Raw genomic sequence first — 16,263 nt, 5'->3', positions numbered from 1 at the left:
GAGCCAAAATGTGATAACTGTTAAGCTGTTGGTTTTAGTACAAAAGGGGAGGAAATTTATGGAGCATGACTTTCAAGCGATGCCTCCGGTGGTCACTGAGCGGCTGGTGAGCGCAGTCGAACCATACCGAAGTGCGGGCTACGCCTACGCTGAACTTTACAAAAACGCCCTCCTCAAGGACGTACTCCCATTTTGGGAAAAATATTCTCTCGATTGGCAGCTAGGCGGCTATTTCACCTGCCTTGATCGCGAAGGCAAAATTTATGATACAGACAAATTCATCTGGCTGCAAAACCGCCAGGTGTGGACTTTTTCTATGCTTTACAACCAGCTAGAAAAACGCGAAAACTGGTTGAAAATTGCTAGCAATGGCGCTAATTTTCTCGCCCAACATGGCAGAGATAGTGATGGTAACTGGTACTTTGCCCTCACCAGTGAAGGTAAACCACTAGTTCAACCTTACAACATCTTTTCTGATTGCTTTGCGGCAATGGCATTTAGTAAATATGCACTCGCTGGCGGCGAAGAATGGGCAAAGGATGTGGCAATGCAAGCTTATAACAACGTATTACGCCGCAAGGACAACCCGAAGGGCAAATATAATAAAACCTATCCCGGCACACGCCCGATGAAATCATTGGCTGTACCGATGATTTTAGCCAACCTGACTCTAGAAATGGAATGGTTGCTGCCAAAGGAAACACTAGAGAATGTTCTAGCTGAGACTGTCCGGGAAGTGATGACCGACTTTCTTGACCAACAACGGGGGTTAATGTATGAAAACGTTGCCCCTGACGGTTCCCACATTGATAGTTTTGAGGGACGGCTGATTAACCCAGGCCACGGTATCGAAGCTATGTGGTTCATCATGGATATCGCACGTCGCCAAAACGACACCAAAACTATTAACCAAGCCGTTGATATGGTGCTAAATATCCTGAATTTTGCTTGGGATAGCGAGTACGGCGGATTGTATTACTTTATGGATGCAGATGGTCATCCCCCACAACAATTGGAATGGGATCAAAAGCTGTGGTGGGTTCACCTAGAATCTTTGGTTGCATTAGCGATGGGTTATCGCCTAACAGGGCGTGAGGTATGTTGGGAATGGTATCAAAAGATGCACGATTACGCCTGGTTACACTTTGCTGATTCAGAATACGGTGAGTGGTTTGGCTATCTCAATCGGCGTGGGGAAGTATTGTTGAACCTTAAAGGTGGCAAATGGAAAGGATGTTTTCACGTACCGCGTGCGTTGTACCTATGCTGGCAGCAGTTTGAGGCGATCGCTACTCCTTTGCAATAGATTTCCTACAAAAATTCATGTTCATAACCACAACTTAAGCTGTGGTAACGACAGCTTCAGCATTGATAACAACAGCTTCAGTTGTAGTAATAACAGCTTTAAGTTTACTTATTAATGCTTCAGTTGTAGTAACAACAGCTTAAGTTATTGCGATGCCTGCGGCGGTAAACAACGCAGTCAGTTTAATCTTCAGGAAAAACGCATCTTATTTTTTATGGTCAAACAATTATTTGATGGCGTAGACTATACAATCGATCCACTTTGGATAGTCAAGTATTACTTTAATGCAATAGCGGGTATCTCTTTCCCTTATGCAATCAATACTCTTCTTGAAGGTACTGGTTATGGTAATGAATATAATATGTGTGAATTTCCTTGCGAAGATGAGGATGATATATTTGAAGGAGTTCGCTTTTGCTTTCTGGATAAAGATGAAATAATAGTTTCTCAAGAGATATTCAAAAAATATCTCAAAATAGCGGCTGAAAGGTACATTGAACTTAATCCAGAAAGGGCAGATGAGGTTCAAAATATACTCAAAAAATTATCTGAATAGCACTGGCAAGTTAAGTGATTAGACGAGGTTTTTTACTGCGTTAATGAGGTTTTAACTGCCAAGGTTGACGCTTCGCTTATACCAATTCTCTGTAAACTTGCACTAAATAATTATCTTTCTCTTCCTTGGCGTTCTTGGCGTTCTTCTCTACGAGACGCTGCGCGAAGGCGGTTCGTTTAAAAAAATTAAGTGCATCTTCATAGAGAATTGGTATTACTCACTTTCACCTTAAGTTGACACCAATGAGCAATGCTATGCCCCTACTGCGTGGTCTATTTACCTGAAAATTGCTGTAATCTCTGTTAATGTACAAGTAAAAGTAGAATCAGTGTCAGTAGAAAGATGTCTAATGAATGTTGTGACACCTAAGCGATCAACCAAGTTGTCTTTGTATGCAGAAGCCGGAATTTATTATTACTGGATTGTGAATTTGCCAGATAGTCAACTTGAGCGTCATAGCCAGCCATATCAAAATGCTCAAAATAAGTTTAACTATCTCATCAAGCGAGCTTCCAACCCACTCGACTAGCTTTAATAAAGGACTCATCTTTTGCAAGATGCTAGTTTTGGCATATTTAGTTAATGATAATATCACAAACTAAATTCTGCTGCGCCATCCTCATCCACATCTGCATCTTTACCTATAGCAGTAGGCTTAAATTTAGAACCATGAATTAATTCACCAAATGCAATTCCTGGATTTTGGTGAAGAATATTCAGCACACTCATAAAATCTCGCACAATTTCCCCTGGTGTCAGTAATGCTTCTGCACCCAAGCGATTAATAATTTCTTTCACAAACTCCTTCAACTCCCGATTTGTAAAAGTCTGTTCATACCCAAAATTGAGTGCATGAATCTCAGCTAAACGTTGCAGAAGCGTTAATATTTCTGCTTCACTCAACGGATTTAGCCGAATCACTGGGCCTAAATGTTCCTGAACATTAGCTTGTGCAACAAAACGACTTTCTTTTGTGCGTCTTTGCCAAGCTTGGTCTGCAAAAAGTCCCCGCTTGGGATCTTCTAAAAATTTAGTTGTTCCACCAATAACAATACCAAGATGTTCTGCTTTACATTGCATGGTGTCGTTAAACATTGCGAGGAGTCGATTATAATTCTTTTCCCGCGTGACTGTAGTAGATATTTGATATAAATGTACGGCTTCATCAACTAAAATTAACAGTCCTTTATAGCCAATTTCAGCTACAAATTTAGCAAACAGTTTTATATAGTCATACCAACTATCATCATCAATAATGACACGCACTCCTAAGGCTGCTTTCGCCTCAACTTTAGTAGTAAATTCTCCACGGAACCAGCGCATCGCCGCATTTTTTAAATTATCATCATCCAATCGGTAGCCACGCCAATAAGCGATAATCACGCTACCAAAATCAAAACCGTGAACTAAGTCTTCAATATACTGAACTACTTCCCTAATTTTTGATTCAACTTGATCATCAAAACCATCGTCATTCGGACGCATTTGAGTTTCTTTAACCACTTCTTGTTGAATTTTATTAATCCATCCCTCTAAAATAGAAACTAAAGCACCACCATCAGGACGAGTTTTTGTAGCTAGGTGGCTCATTAATTCTCGATAGGTAGCTACACCTTCATTGTTGCTTCCTGCTAATCGACGTTCAGGGGATAAATCAGCATCAGCTACTACAAAACCTTGCTCCATAGCCCGGTTGCGAATTAGTTGCAGTAAAAAACTTTTCCCGGAACCGTAGTTACCAATTATGAAGCGAAATGCTCCTACACCTTCTGCAATATCATCGAGATTTTGTAATAGGCTTTTTAGTTCTTTTTCTCGACCTACTGCTATATATTCAACTCCCACTCTTGGTACTACCCCTGCACCAAGGGAATTGATTAAAGCAGTGGAGATTTTTTTCGAGATTTTGAGCTTTGCCATGTATTACACTTCACTTTATTCTAAACGCAGAAGCACTCAGTAAGTAAGGCACATATTCACCTTACTACTAATCTGACGACAGCAATAATAATTTAATTTGACGAAGCATATTTAGCCATGAGGTCTTCATACATTGCAATCATTTTTTTTACATGCATCATATGCTCCTGATAAACTTCTGGACTTTCCGAATCTGTATTAATTATTAATTCACCAATAGTATCATTTGCCCGTTCATTTATAGAATCAATTAAGAGATTCGGCATAGTGATGTTTGCTTCGGCAATTTTTTTAATAGCAACCTTGGGATTATCTTGTTCAACTATAGCTTTTAATACTTGTAGTTCTGATACTGGTACATTTTCTAAAAGATTAGTCCATTCTTCGGGTAGATTCTCTGAGGTATCAACATCCGAATTCTCAATGATTGCTATAGTTTCAATTATTTCCGAAAAAGGAAATAATTCAATATTATCTTCTTGGGAATTATCAGACAAAAGTTCTGGATTGAATGTTTCTATTTGTTGGAGTAATTCCCATACTTGATTTTGTAATGAATCGCGTTCTTCTTGTAATAATGAAATTTGCCCTTGCAACTGCTGTAATTCAGCTTTTTGTTCTGCTAGTTGGGTTTGTGAAGAATTCAGGATAGCTTGGATATTTTCTGTTTCGGTTTTTGTTGCTATAAGCAATTGATTTTTTTGGTTTGTCTCAACTTCTAGCTCTTGAATCGCAATTCGCAGTTCGTATAGTTTTTCTTCTAATTGGGGTTTTAGTCGGCCTAAAAGAGTTAAATTGCTTTCAACTTCTTGTTTCTCCTGCTGGAGTTCGGAAATTTGACTTTGCAAATGGGTGATTTCACTGCGAGAGAGATTACAATTTGACTCTAGACGGCGCTTCTCTGCTGTGAGTACAGAAAAAGCATTGTTCAATTCTGCTTGATTTTTCTGCAAGTTATTAATTTCAGTTTGCAGGTTACTGATTTCGGTTTCTAACTGCTTTTTATGTCCGGAAAATCTTCTTAGTTCTCGATGTAGACTATCCCTTTGGTTACGGCTTTCTGTTACTTGATTTTGCAGTTGTTGTGACTCAGCATATAATAAATTATGATGTTCTTCGATTTGAGTGATTTCTTTGACAACACGAGCCTTCAATCCCTCCATATCTTTAATTCGCCTGCGGAGAGAACCTAAAATAAACATTTCATAATTTCTGCGTCGCTTATCTACGAATAATGCTGCTGTATAGATAGTAATTGCAGTAATTATACCTGTGATCAAGGCTTTATTAAAATCCCAGTTTGGAACAAGGCTAAGGCCAAAACTCACACTAAAGGCAACTATGCCTAAGATAAATCGATTGCTGATCATTACTGATTGCATATTGCTGGTTTTTAACGTAGTTAAATTATCAGAATAAGTAGTTCTCATCGTAATTCGTAATTATTAATTCGTAATTAGAACACACAGAAAACAATACTTTATAAAAAAGGATTCTGATCTGTTGTTCTGTTTGGTGAAACAAGACATTTTTCGCAAATTTTCTCTCATAAAGTTACTGAAATCTCTAGTTTTAGTTACTGATGCATAACATTGCTCTGTAAGTAACAAATAAGTGCAATGATCAATGAATGAATTTTAACTAGTTTTGGGGGTTTAAGTCCCCCGTAACTAATAAGCGACAAGTTTTGTGGTGGGGTCTAAATCTCCGTTATAAAACTTAATTACGAATTACGTAGCTTGCTTATCGCCGTTCGCGTAGCGTCTCGTAGAGAAGGCGAGTATTACGAATTGGAAATTATTTTAATGCTAGGTGTTAGATGTATTGTTATTGGCATGAAAAAGTGTTAAATCTGCTTTTAAAAAATCAACAAACTGCCGTGCTGTACGTCCAGAACGACCATTATGGCGAGTTGCCCACTGTAATGCTTGAAATTCCAAATCTTCTTGGGTAATATTAATTTCAGCTTGTGCGGCTAGATGTTGTACAATATTTAAATAAGTTTTCTGATTGGCTGGTTCAAAGGTCAAGGTTAAACCAAAGCGATCGCTAAACGAAAGCTTCTCCTGCATCGTATCCCAGGCATGAATTTCCTCGTTATCCTTAGGTGCAGATCTATCCACAAAAAACTCCCGAATTAAGTGGCGGCGATTGGAAGTAGCGTAAACGACTACATTTTGAGGCCGCGCCGTTAAATTACCTTCTAAAACTACCTTCAGGGCTTTAAAGGCATCATCATCTTCTTCAAAAGAAAGATCATCGACAAAGATGATAAATTTTTGTGACACTCCCCGTAAATGTTCCACAATTTCTGGTAAGTCTTTTAAATCAGATTTTGACACTTCCAACAAGCGGAGCCTGCGATTGCTATATTCATTCAACAAAGATTTCACCAAAGAAGATTTGCCAGAACCGCGACTACCGTAAAGTAATACGTGCAATGCCATCTCTCCTGATAATAAAAACTCTGTATTTTTTAGCAAAGCATCTCTTTGAGACTCGTAACCTACAAGCGCACTCAGCTTAACTGGATCAGAATACCGAATACCGATAAACTGCCCAGCTTGCCAGCGTAAAGCGCGATATTCTGCAAATAAACCAGAGCCATATTGCCGATAATAAGTCGCTAATCCTTCTACAGCATCACCCCAATTATCTAACTCTTGTAGATATGTAGTGAACTTTGTCTCTACTCCTACCAATTCTTGATCTTTATACCACACTACTGGCGAAATCGGCATGTGAGCTACGCTTTGTATCCACTCACTCAAAGAAGCGCTGCTACATTCATAGAGGCTTTGCAATATTTGTAAATCATGCTGAACTGCTGCTACTAAAGCTGGGGGCAAATCTTGAAATTCTCGTACTTCAGCCACCTTTGTAAAAGGATTCTTAGAGAAGAGAAGTTGACTAATTAAATAGTCTTCCCAGTTTTGATTTCTAGCAGCCAAAGCGTAGAAGTAACTGCCGTAGGCTTGGAGACAACCCCGTGCATCGGCGTCAGTGTAACGTATAGCTTGCAACAGTTCCAGAAATGCCATCCCTACTTCGCCTTGCAGAACAGACTGGTAGAGTAAAAGTGAGGCTGCTTGGCGCTGGAGATATTGAACCTTTGTATATGAAGAAGTGTTTGTCATTGGCATCGTTTGATTGTCCATCAATAAACTGTGTGGTATAGCTAAATAGCTATGGTAAATTGTCTGCTGACCCTGGCAGTAAAGTCAAAGTATACATAGGTTTTAACAATGAATTTAAGTATAATTGCTGCTTTTGCCTACGGCATCTTAGCGATTGTTGGTGGCATTATTGGCTACATTCAGGCTAAAAGTAAGGTTTCACTCCTAAGCGGTAGCATTAGCGGTTTATTACTAATACTTGCCGCTTACTTTCAACTCCAAGGACAAACCTGGGGTTCGATTGTAGCAGTGTTAGTTACTGCTGTTTTAGTAGTCGTATTTGGATTTCGACTGGCGAAAACACGTAAGTTTATGCCTGCGGGATTAATGACAATTTTGGGTATCTTGGCATTGGCGGGGATGGTGAATCAAATTGTGGCTTTAAGGTAGCATCAGTCTCCAAGCAATAACCCCCTCCTGTTTTTTGTCACTTATTAAGGTGTTCTTTCAGAGTGAAAGAGGTGATGATTTGCAGCAGTGATAAGCCAATCAGCATTTAAGCTGCATAATAGACCTCTTGCAAAAATAAATTATGGTACAATAAGGGGTTATAAAAATTTGCTTTCTATCTCTATCAGACATCCCAATGAAGTAACAAAAGTTCTCTGTATAGGTTCTGATATGGATTTTTTATAAAACCGTTAATCATACCACAAAACTTTTTTGCAAGAGGTCTAATATAAATGCAGAACCTCAAATTTTTACTAGTTCTTTGACTGTTGATAGTTCTTCAAAATATTTATTAAAGCTTAATTTAAAATATTTTTTTGAATAGCATTTTATATTTTCCAGATAACGTGCTTTCATACTTGCTAGATAAAGTTTTTCAAACGGCGCAGCACCTAACACATCACCAGATTTTTCATAGCTTACGTCTTGAACATAGGCTATACGTTTATTATGTTGAGTGTGAACATATGAATAGTCTGAATAAATATCTTTGTTGTGAAATATTGCATGAGCTTCTACATAATGAAGTGCTGCATAAAAACACATAATAACAGCCCAATCATAATATTCTGATTGGGCTGCAATTTTTGCGGCTTCTTCATTTAGTTCAGCCTGTTTAAAATGAAGACTAGAAGACTTTGGCATATTTTACAGTAGATGCTTGACATTTTCAAAATTCAAGTGCTGGATTACTAAGAATCTTCTACTATTTTTGTGAAAAAATACCATTTCTCTCCAGTAATATCTCTTAAATCAGAACAAGTTTTCAAAACTAAATTTTGGGCAATAGTCCAAATTTCATCTAAATTATTAGATTCAATTTCATATTCAAATTGAATATCATCTTCATCAAAATTTTCGTGTTCAGATAAAGAAAATAATTTAATTTGAAAAGTAACTGAATGTACATCTTGAAATATTGGCTTAACAATTTCTATACCCTCTAGCTCAGATAATTTTCGTACTAATTCTTCAATTTTGGAGAGTCCAAATAAATTTGGTTGTGTCTGAAGATAAAGAAATTGTGCTAATTCTTGTGTAGTCTGTATGTAATGAATAGGAGTAAATAGCTCTACTTTTTGTGGAGTTAAGGCGATAGGATATGGTTGAGGTATTGCTACTGAATTTTTAATTTGGGTCATTTTTGCTACTTCCTCATAATCCACAAGTCGTTACCAGAATAGACATAAGCTAGACTTATCTGTGCGGATATTTGTTTGCTTAACTATCTTGTGTGTAGATTTAATTTAAGCTATTTTTTCCATAAAATGTGTTTTTTATGATTAAATATTTCTGAATATAGCTTAAAAATATTTAACAATGGCTGTATTGCTTATAAGTTAAGGGTTTGACGTGTTTATATTCTATGATAAAAAAGGTTTTATCGCGGTCATTGTCTAAGCCATCACTGAAAATTAGCTGTATCTCTGACTGTGTTAAAACTTTGGCGCGTCCATGCCGATTTATTTTCATTATCAGACTGTAGACCCTGTGAGCCACACCCTACAATCTTTTGACCTCGGATTAGTGAGAATTGTTTGGCAGAATTGCAAGCAGTTGGAAATAACCCCAAAACCTTTATCTTTGGTTATATAGCAACGGACAGGAAGCTTAGGACAAAAATAAATTCACAATGTACGCTTGTTGAAAGCATCTACCGCCAACTTGTCCTAACGGCTTTGTCCACTGCTATATCAGTAAAAACATACTTCTCACCCAGTATTGACATCTAAAAATTCGTAGTGTGGGTTAGAGCTATAAGAATTGTCACGGCGATTAACAATGCATCCCGACGCATTGGCATTGCAGGGTATTGCCAAATTTAATTCGCTACGAATTAATGAAATGCTGTACTTAGCGCAAAATCTGGTCAATCATCCGGTTAGCCTGGGAACCATAACCGCCCCCAAATAAATTGAAGTGATTCAAAATGTGATACAGGTTATAGAGCGTTTTTCTCTGCTCATAGCCTAGATCTAAAGGAAAAACTTCGTTATAACCTTTGTAAAAGGCTGCGGGAAACCCACCAAACAATTCTGTCATGGCAATATCAACTTCGCGATCGCCAAAATAAGTTGCTGGATCAAAAATCACGGGTTCTCCTGAGGCTGTACACCCAGCATTTCCGCCCCAGAAATCGCCATGTACTAAAGAAGGTTGCACCTGATGAGCCGCCAATAGTTCAGGGATAGCTGCTAGTAATTTTTCTTGTTGGGGGAAATTTCCTCCCCGTCGCCTTGCCAACTGAAATTGATAACCGAGGCGATGTTTAATATAAAATTCTACCCAGTCTGCTGTCCAAGTATTGATTTGGGGCGTTGAACCAATAGTATTGTTAATTTTCCAACCAAAACCTTTACTACTGCTAGCTTTATGCATCGCCGCCAACTTGCGCCCCATCTCTTCCCACGAATTGCTGTTACCGCTACCAAGTTCTAACCATTCCAGCACGATATAGCTAGAATTCTCAGCTACACCCCAGCGAATAGGTTTTGGAACGCAAATACTAGCTGTTGCTAGCATTTCTTCTAAACCCAATGCTTCAGCCTCAAACATCGCAACTTCGGATGCTTGGTTAAGCTTCACAAAGTAGGTTATCTCAGCATTGGAAACAGCATAACCTTGGTTGATGCACCCGCCACCAACCGATCGCCGTTGCTGACTCTGAAATTTTTCGCCAGTCACTTGGCTAATATGAGCATCGATTTGAGTCCACATCATGCAATTTTGGATTTTAGATTTTGGATTTTGGATTAGTAACTGGGCATTGGTAATTGTCAGTTATTTTTTATCATCATCCCCAATGATGCCAGTTGCATCTCCCCTTGGGAGATGGCTCCCCAATGCCCATTTCTAATTTACGGTTTGAGGATAACTACACCATAAGCATTTGGGGAAAGATACTCTTTGGCAGCTTGCATCAAGTCAGTTGCATCTTGGCTCTGAATGATAGCTGGGTAGTTAAAGGCGGGTTCCAAATCTCCCACCAAAGACTGATAGTAACCATACAATCCAGCGCGATCGCTTGGTGTTTCATTGCCAAAAACAAATCTGTTAGCTACTCGTCGCTGCACACGGGCAATTTCTGATTCTGTGACTAACTCGGTTTGGACTTTACGAATGTGTTGAGCGATCGCATCTTCTACTTCTGCTAAATTTTCTACTGCACATTTAGCTGAAATATAAAATGTCCCTTGCAGATGATTGCTCATGTTGCTCACAGAGATTGAAGAAAGTAATCCCCGTTCTTCTCGTAAATCCCTCACCAGTCTTGATGTTCGTCCGTGTCCCAAAATTCCTGCTAAAACATCCAGTCCATAGGTGCGATCTAACTGCGTCATTCCTGGAACCCGCCAAAGCATCACTAGCCTTGCTTGCTGGAGACTTTCATCTATAAATTCTTGACGGACAATTTCTGTAAATGGTAACTCAGGATTTAGTGTTGTATACTGACCACTTACCGCTCTAGGGTGACCGTTATTAGCTTTTGTAAATCCTTCAGCAACGGTTGCAATTAATTCTTCCACAGGCAAATTGCCCACAGCTACAGCAGTAATTGACTGGGGTTGATACCAACTAGCATGAAAATCCCGCATCTGCTGGGGTTTAAGTTCGGCAATCACCGATTCTGGCCCTAATACCGCACGGCGATAAGGTAGCTCAGTAAACGCTATCTCCATTGCCCGTCGAAATGTCCGCCGCTGGGGATTATCCTCTGAACGCCTAATTTCTTCTAAAACTACTAATCGCTCACGTTCAAAAGCATCATCAGGAATACTAGCGTTGGATACTACATCTATTTGTAGTGGAGCAAGCTCGGCAAAATCTTTGGGCGCAGTGGTTATATAGTAATGAGTATAATCTTGGCTAGTAGCGGCATTGGTAACAGCACCCCGTTCTTCAATTCGCCGTTCAAACTCGCCGCTAGCGAGTCGTTCTGTTCCTTTAAAAATCATATGCTCTAAAAAGTGAGCCATGCCGTTAATGGCATCAGATTCTACCGCTGAACCAACTTTAATCCATACGTTGAGGTTTACAGCTTCAACTGGCATCTGCTCCGCTATGATTGTCAAACCATTGGGCAACTGATGCAGGGTTGGGGTATTAAGACGAGGAAATTTCCGCAGGGTTGAAGTCATTGCTACTTGTGTCAGGAGCTATGTTACTTCTTTATCTTATCCGTCACCGAAAATCATTGAGCGCAAGCCCCTGCTTTCAAGCAGCGATCGCTAGTTTACCCAGTGCGCCAAAGTTGCTTGAAGAGTGGAGCAACCGATTGCCGCTAGATTTGAAATTTTCTGATTTTAAAGTTGATCCGCCTGCAATTCAATCGCTGGCTAATAGCAATATATTGTAAAGGCACACAGATGTCATGCGTGTCAATTTAGTAGAGTTTTGCATAAAAGCGTAGCGTTTTATAATCCAGGGGAATGCATTAGCATTGTCAGCCGACGCATTGGCATTGTCAGGTATTGCCTTTCTTGAATTCGCTACGAATTAATCAAATGCTGTACTAAGAAATCATCAAGTGTCTCGCTTGGATTTTGAAGCAATTGTACGTGGCGACTATATTGTAAATATCAGACATTCAGTTAGCGCAAAATGAAGGCATAGGAGAACAGTCTGCATTTATTTATCATCCTGCAACTTCCATTTTGGCACTTCAGTCTAATAGAAATGGTGTCTCACCAGGGGATTTTGCAAAATATTTTGAAATATTTGCAGGTACTAATGCTTCAATTAGTTTCGATCCCGTTATTCAAATGAGTGTGCTACAAAGGCTTGCAAAACCAAAATAAATAACAACTTTTGAGGTTAGAATCGCTAGTCTATCAAATACCACTATTAGTTACCCCCCCTTGTCAGAATTAATGAACCCCCATATAAATCATTTTACCATTTACAGTACGAAAGTACTACAAAGAATGGCGATTAGATTATTTTCAAAAAATTGCTATATATATATTTAAGGTGTCATTTAAGTATAAATTTTATCCCCTCTCTTCATGTTCTTAAGAATAAAATCAATGAAGGCTTATTAAAAAAAATTTACTTAATATTAAAATCTATAATAAAACCCAATCAATATTTGTATTGACTATAATATACTATATAGAGTAAGCTGGGAGGTTTTTTTAAAAAAAGCTTATTCATTATGGTAAAAATGTAATGTGTATAGATTTCAGTGCAGCAAAGTACAGTACCATTGCTGCGTAGTATTTGTGTTCCAAGTATTTTTGGTAGGAGTGGGATAATTTATGTACTTTAAGATTCCTGATCAGTATAAGTCTGGAATTGAATTTATTTTAAACACTGATGATGATACTATTGATGTAATTATATCAGCTTTACGTGATTTTCCTCCGACCGCTGAAAACGTTATATATAAAATTTCTGAAAGAATAGTTCAAACACAAAAAGTTGATGCCCCCACTGCTGTAAAATTTGTTGACACTCTAGTATCTTTAAGGCAATTAAACAAAGAAGAAAAATTGTCTAATGAGGCTATTGTGACTTTAATCACTGAGTCTGTAGAAAAAGATACTGAATTTGTAGTCACAACAGAGCCAAGAGAACGTTTTAGAAAGAGGTTATCCAGCCTACTACAAGCTTTAGAAAGTATTGCTTTCTCCTTAGATATTTCGGATAAAGCTTCTAATTTACTGATTGAACATGAGCGAATATTTTCAGACTCAAGGATTTTTACTGACATAAGACCTGTATTTGACTCAGAAACTGAGAGAAAAGTAGAAGCTGCTATCTTAATTCACACACTTAAAATTGAGTATAGAGATATAGAGGGAACTAAAGAATTTTATATAGCCCTTGACTCAAATGATTTAGATAATTTGTATGAGCAAATAACTATTGCAATAGACAACAGAGATGCTCTTGAATCTATTTTAAGAAAAGCAGAAATAGAATGTATAAATCCTGCACTTGAAGTTTCAGTGTTAGAAAATCTAGAAAATGACGATGAATAACAACATTGATTTAAGCGTATAAATATCACAAATTTCCAATCAAGAATCAGGGGATAAATATGTTGATATTAGAAAAAGCGAAAGAGAAAACAAACTATTGGATTAAAAAACTAAATGCTAAAAAATTAGGTAAATATTCACATTTTCCTAAGTCTAGACGACTTCGTGTGTCTCCTGTACCAATTCAAGAAAATTATAGTAGTTTAAATTTACTCAAAGATAACAACTGCGATATTTATTTGAGCAATCAAATTAAAACTGAAGTAAGCAAAGTATCGTTATTGAGAACTAAAAACTGGAAGGAAGAGGCTTTTCCTTGGAGAGAAGAAAAAGTGCTGTATGTTTCTTCTCAACAATCCTTACTCCCAAAAAGTAAACCTCGGAAAGCGAAGCAAATAACAAACCGTCCGTCAAATTATCTATTAAGGCAAGCAGAAATAAAAGACACTTTTATGAAACTTGCTAATCAATGGCGTAGCGAAACCAAGCATATGTCATTAATGAGTGATATGATTTTACACACTGCATATCAACAAATAATAGGCATGGGGACAAATGCAGTACCTTTAATTCTTGAAGAACTAACCAGAGAGCCGGAACACTGGTTTTGGGCATTAAGATCCATCACTGGAGCAAATCCAATTAAGCCAGAAGATAGAGGTAGAGTCAAAAAAATGGCAGAGGCTTGGTTGGATTGGGGCAGACAGCATGGATACAAATGCTGAACTTGAAGACGATTGGCCAAACTTAGCCAAGACTACATACGAAATCACAAGCAAATTCACATCTGAATACAATTGTATTGCTTGGGCAATTAACAATGAAGATGACCGTTGGTGGTCTCCTGCTCCTGAAGAGGATTATTACTGGCCTGATGGTGCCCCTAGAGAGCAAACACTAGAAGCATTTATTATTGCATTCCAAATTTGCGGTTACCAGGTATGCACTAATGCGGAAATTGAAGCTGGATTTGAAAAGATTGCTATATATGTAAAAGAAGACGGTAAGCCACAGCACGTAGCTAAACAGCTGGATGATGGTATGTGGACTAGTAAACTTGGACTTTATGAAGATATAAAACACGAACTCGACGGATTAGTTGGTGAACTGTACGGAAATGTGCAGCAGTTCATGAAACGTGCTTTATAGAATTTTGGCGAGATTATTTTGTTTAAAACTTTCCCTTAGTGATTTGACACGATTATCTTTATTGATATATCTACAAAGCAAAATGGTTACTGTATAGAGTTTTGTTGTTAATAGCTATAGATAATGTTCGCTGGGTGTATGGGATGCTCGCTACCTACGGCTTGCGAAATCATGAAGTGTTCCGCTTGGATTTTGGAGCGATTGCTCGTGGCGACTACATCATCAATATCAACGAAAATTCCAAAACCGGATCGCGTTCTGTTTGGCCTTGCTACCCAGAATGGTTTGAGGAATTTCAATTAGAAAATGTGGTTTTACCAAAAGTTGACCTAAACCAATCAAATGCCGCTCTAGGTCACGTCGTCACCAGCTGGTTTAATCGTCATTCAATTCCATTCGCTCCCTATAACTTACGCCACGCCTGGGCAATAAGGACTTTGGTACTGGGCTTAGATATTTCCCTAGCAGCCCAGCAAATGGGACATTCTGCCAAGGTACATTCGGAACTTTACCATCGCTGGATCAGCCGCCAGTATCACCAAAGAGCCTTTGAGGTGATGGCGAGTAAAAGCGAACGCCCCCAGGCTCCCCAGATTTTAGGTCATCAAAAAGTTGTAAAATCTTTTGACTAAACCTTGCCTAAGCAATATCTATGCGTTTTGCTCAAAAGCCCTATTGTTGCGTTGTAAAGTATGCCAGGAACCGGACTTGAACCGGTGACACGAGGATTTTCAGTCCTCTGCTCTACCAACTGAGCTATCCCGGCTGGGGCTTTTGTGAGCCACGATTAATAAATGTAGCAAACATCAAAAAATATAGCAAGGCCTTGGAGAAAAATATTCATGCAGCTTTCAACCTCAACTTGAACCAGATGAAAACGGCTACAAATAGCAGAAACTGGATAAGAACAATACTTGGGCCAGAAGCAAGGTTGAAAATACCTGACACAATGATGCCAGCAATGCTGCTGATGGAACCAACTATCACTGACATGACTAGAAAACCGCTAAAGTGGTGACTCATCAGTTTGGCGGTTGAGGCGGGAATAACCAAAAAGGCGTTCACCAGTAAAACGCCGACAGCTTTAATTGCTACAGCAACGGCGAGTGAAAGCAAGACCACAAACACGTAGCGGTACAACTGGACGGGAATACTTTGAACTTGCGCGACATCGGGGTTAAGGGTCAATAAAATTTGCTGCCGTAGGGTTGATAGTAAAAATATGCTACCTCTTACAAGTACTAGCAGTGTCAAAATCAAATCTGTGACATTGATCGCCAGAATATCGCCGAACAGCACTGCCATCAAGTTGCCACGATATCCTTTAATCAGGCTAGTGAGAATCACACCGATCGCTAATGCTCCAGATAGCACTATGCTAAGGACGCTATCGCTAGCTAAGTCGGTTTTATCGATGAAGTAGAGGACAATAACGCCAAAAACCAAGGTAAAAGGTAACAGCATCCAAGTAGGATTTATTTGTAGCAGCACACCTAACGCTACACCTACTAATGCTGCATGACCAACCGCATGGCTGAAAAAAGATAACTGGCGCAAGGTGACAAAACTACCCAACATACCGCCAAGTATTCCCATCAATACAGCACCTGCGATCGCCCGCTGCATAAAGGGGAATTGTAACAAGCTTACCAAGTCGTTACTATTGGCGATCGCAAGCCTTGCTATCTGACAATCATTGAAGAAATTCATACTTATGGGCAT

The 16,263-nt window shown here is 38.8% G+C and carries 18 protein-coding genes and 1 tRNA gene; 10 read left to right on the top strand and 9 right to left on the bottom strand.

Going from position 1 to position 16,263, the window contains the following annotated elements:
• Positions 1-58 precede the first annotated feature (58 nt).
• From V7K85_RS06890 to V7K85_RS06880, 3 genes are all read left to right on the top strand, one after another.
• The gene (locus V7K85_RS06890; RefSeq protein WP_334812097.1) at positions 59-1,306 is read left to right on the top strand and encodes an AGE family epimerase/isomerase; all 1,248 of its coding nucleotides are present in this window, start codon (positions 59-61) and stop codon (positions 1,304-1,306) included.
• Positions 1,307-1,520: 214 nt separating this feature from the next.
• Positions 1,521-1,862, top strand: coding sequence for a ribonuclease toxin immunity protein CdiI (gene cdiI, locus V7K85_RS06885; RefSeq protein WP_334812095.1), 342 nt, complete (start codon positions 1,521-1,523; stop codon positions 1,860-1,862).
• Between the two features lie 349 nt (positions 1,863-2,211).
• Positions 2,212-2,391, top strand: a complete 180-nt coding sequence (locus tag V7K85_RS06880) for a hypothetical protein (protein ID WP_442940549.1) — start codon at positions 2,212-2,214, stop codon at positions 2,389-2,391.
• A gap of 62 nt (positions 2,392-2,453) precedes the next feature.
• Here V7K85_RS06880 and V7K85_RS06875 read toward each other — a convergent pair whose 3' ends face one another.
• From V7K85_RS06875 to V7K85_RS06865, 3 genes are all read right to left on the bottom strand, one after another.
• Positions 2,454-3,782, bottom strand: a complete 1,329-nt coding sequence (locus V7K85_RS06875) for an ATP-binding protein (RefSeq protein WP_334812093.1) — start codon at positions 3,780-3,782, stop codon at positions 2,454-2,456.
• A gap of 92 nt (positions 3,783-3,874) precedes the next feature.
• Positions 3,875-5,164, bottom strand: a complete 1,290-nt coding sequence (locus tag V7K85_RS06870; RefSeq protein ID WP_334812091.1) for a tellurite resistance TerB C-terminal domain-containing protein — start codon at positions 5,162-5,164, stop codon at positions 3,875-3,877.
• A gap of 426 nt (positions 5,165-5,590) precedes the next feature.
• Positions 5,591-6,940 (bottom strand): ATP-binding protein, encoded by a 1,350-nt coding sequence (locus V7K85_RS06865; RefSeq protein ID WP_334812089.1) that lies wholly within the window; start codon positions 6,938-6,940, stop codon positions 5,591-5,593.
• A gap of 87 nt (positions 6,941-7,027) precedes the next feature.
• Here V7K85_RS06865 and V7K85_RS06860 point away from each other — a divergent pair, with 87 nt between their 5' ends.
• Entirely contained in the window at positions 7,028-7,348 is a 321-nt protein-coding gene (locus V7K85_RS06860) for a TMEM14 family protein (RefSeq protein WP_334812087.1), read from the top strand.
• Positions 7,349-7,651: 303 nt separating this feature from the next.
• Here V7K85_RS06860 and V7K85_RS06855 read toward each other — a convergent pair whose 3' ends face one another.
• The 4 genes from V7K85_RS06855 to V7K85_RS06835 form a co-directional block, all read right to left on the bottom strand.
• Positions 7,652-8,053: a hypothetical protein gene (locus V7K85_RS06855; protein WP_334812085.1), complete on the bottom strand. Its 402-nt coding sequence runs from the start codon at positions 8,051-8,053 to the stop codon at positions 7,652-7,654.
• A gap of 47 nt (positions 8,054-8,100) precedes the next feature.
• Entirely contained in the window at positions 8,101-8,574 is a 474-nt protein-coding gene (locus V7K85_RS06850) for a hypothetical protein (protein ID WP_334812083.1), read from the bottom strand.
• 688 nt (positions 8,575-9,262) lie between these two features.
• Positions 9,263-10,126, bottom strand: coding sequence for a fructosamine kinase family protein (locus tag V7K85_RS06840; protein ID WP_334812344.1), 864 nt, complete (start codon positions 10,124-10,126; stop codon positions 9,263-9,265).
• Between the two features lie 140 nt (positions 10,127-10,266).
• Positions 10,267-11,547, bottom strand: a complete 1,281-nt coding sequence (locus V7K85_RS06835; protein ID WP_334812081.1) for a M16 family metallopeptidase — start codon at positions 11,545-11,547, stop codon at positions 10,267-10,269.
• A 56-nt stretch (positions 11,548-11,603) separates the two neighbouring features.
• On the opposite strand from V7K85_RS06835, the gene V7K85_RS06830 reads away from it, so the two are divergent.
• From V7K85_RS06830 to V7K85_RS06810, 6 genes are all read left to right on the top strand, one after another.
• Positions 11,604-11,765: a hypothetical protein gene (locus tag V7K85_RS06830; RefSeq protein ID WP_334812079.1), complete on the top strand. Its 162-nt coding sequence runs from the start codon at positions 11,604-11,606 to the stop codon at positions 11,763-11,765.
• Positions 11,766-11,985: 220 nt separating this feature from the next.
• Entirely contained in the window at positions 11,986-12,207 is a 222-nt protein-coding gene (locus V7K85_RS36400) for a DUF6731 family protein (RefSeq protein WP_442940553.1), read from the top strand.
• A 459-nt stretch (positions 12,208-12,666) separates the two neighbouring features.
• Positions 12,667-13,392, top strand: a complete 726-nt coding sequence (locus V7K85_RS06825) for a hypothetical protein (protein ID WP_334812078.1) — start codon at positions 12,667-12,669, stop codon at positions 13,390-13,392.
• A gap of 59 nt (positions 13,393-13,451) precedes the next feature.
• Entirely contained in the window at positions 13,452-14,117 is a 666-nt protein-coding gene (locus V7K85_RS06820) for a hypothetical protein (protein ID WP_334812075.1), read from the top strand.
• A complete protein-coding gene (locus tag V7K85_RS06815) occupies positions 14,101-14,541 on the top strand; it encodes a DUF7689 domain-containing protein (protein WP_334812073.1) in 441 nt (146 codons plus the stop codon). The genes V7K85_RS06820 and V7K85_RS06815 overlap by 17 nt, the downstream gene beginning before the upstream one ends.
• Positions 14,542-14,642: 101 nt before the next feature.
• Positions 14,643-15,173 carry a hypothetical protein gene (locus V7K85_RS06810; RefSeq protein ID WP_334812070.1) on the top strand — a complete coding sequence of 177 codons (531 nt, stop codon included), beginning with the start codon at positions 14,643-14,645 and terminating at the stop codon, positions 15,171-15,173.
• A 61-nt stretch (positions 15,174-15,234) separates the two neighbouring features.
• Here V7K85_RS06810 and V7K85_RS06805 read toward each other — a convergent pair.
• Both V7K85_RS06805 and V7K85_RS06800 read right to left on the bottom strand, forming a co-directional pair.
• Positions 15,235-15,307: transfer RNA gene (locus V7K85_RS06805), tRNA-Phe, on the bottom strand.
• Between the two features lie 74 nt (positions 15,308-15,381).
• Positions 15,382-16,251 carry a metal ABC transporter permease gene (locus tag V7K85_RS06800; RefSeq protein ID WP_334812342.1) on the bottom strand — a complete coding sequence of 290 codons (870 nt, stop codon included), beginning with the start codon at positions 16,249-16,251 and terminating at the stop codon, positions 15,382-15,384.
• Positions 16,252-16,263: the final 12 nt, after the last annotated feature.

The sequence above is a fragment of the Nostoc sp. genome (assembly GCF_036917615.1).
Classification (GTDB): domain Bacteria; phylum Cyanobacteriota; class Cyanobacteriia; order Cyanobacteriales; family Nostocaceae; genus Nostoc.
This window is presented reverse-complemented; position numbering and strand designations above follow the sequence as displayed.

Excerpts from the sequence above, each read along its gene's own strand:
- V7K85_RS06890 (WP_334812097.1), top strand. The coding sequence starts at position 59 with ATGGAGCATGACTTTCAAGCGATGCCTCCGGTGGTCACTGAGCGGCTG.
- cdiI (WP_334812095.1), top strand. The coding sequence starts at position 1,521 with ATGGTCAAACAATTATTTGATGGCGTAGACTATACAATCGATCCACTT.
- V7K85_RS06880 (WP_442940549.1), top strand. The coding sequence starts at position 2,212 with ATGAATGTTGTGACACCTAAGCGATCAACCAAGTTGTCTTTGTATGCA.
- V7K85_RS06875 (WP_334812093.1), bottom strand. The coding sequence starts at position 3,782 with ATGGCAAAGCTCAAAATCTCGAAAAAAATCTCCACTGCTTTAATCAAT.
- V7K85_RS06870 (WP_334812091.1), bottom strand. The coding sequence starts at position 5,164 with ATGCAATCAGTAATGATCAGCAATCGATTTATCTTAGGCATAGTTGCC.
- V7K85_RS06865 (WP_334812089.1), bottom strand. The coding sequence starts at position 6,940 with ATGGACAATCAAACGATGCCAATGACAAACACTTCTTCATATACAAAG.
- V7K85_RS06860 (WP_334812087.1), top strand. The coding sequence starts at position 7,028 with ATGAATTTAAGTATAATTGCTGCTTTTGCCTACGGCATCTTAGCGATT.
- V7K85_RS06855 (WP_334812085.1), bottom strand. The coding sequence starts at position 8,053 with ATGCCAAAGTCTTCTAGTCTTCATTTTAAACAGGCTGAACTAAATGAA.
- V7K85_RS06840 (WP_334812344.1), bottom strand. The coding sequence starts at position 10,126 with ATGTGGACTCAAATCGATGCTCATATTAGCCAAGTGACTGGCGAAAAA.
- V7K85_RS06835 (WP_334812081.1), bottom strand. The coding sequence starts at position 11,547 with ATGACTTCAACCCTGCGGAAATTTCCTCGTCTTAATACCCCAACCCTG.
- V7K85_RS06825 (WP_334812078.1), top strand. The coding sequence starts at position 12,667 with ATGTACTTTAAGATTCCTGATCAGTATAAGTCTGGAATTGAATTTATT.
- V7K85_RS06820 (WP_334812075.1), top strand. The coding sequence starts at position 13,452 with ATGTTGATATTAGAAAAAGCGAAAGAGAAAACAAACTATTGGATTAAA.
- V7K85_RS06815 (WP_334812073.1), top strand. The coding sequence starts at position 14,101 with ATGGATACAAATGCTGAACTTGAAGACGATTGGCCAAACTTAGCCAAG.
- V7K85_RS06800 (WP_334812342.1), bottom strand. The coding sequence starts at position 16,251 with ATGAATTTCTTCAATGATTGTCAGATAGCAAGGCTTGCGATCGCCAAT.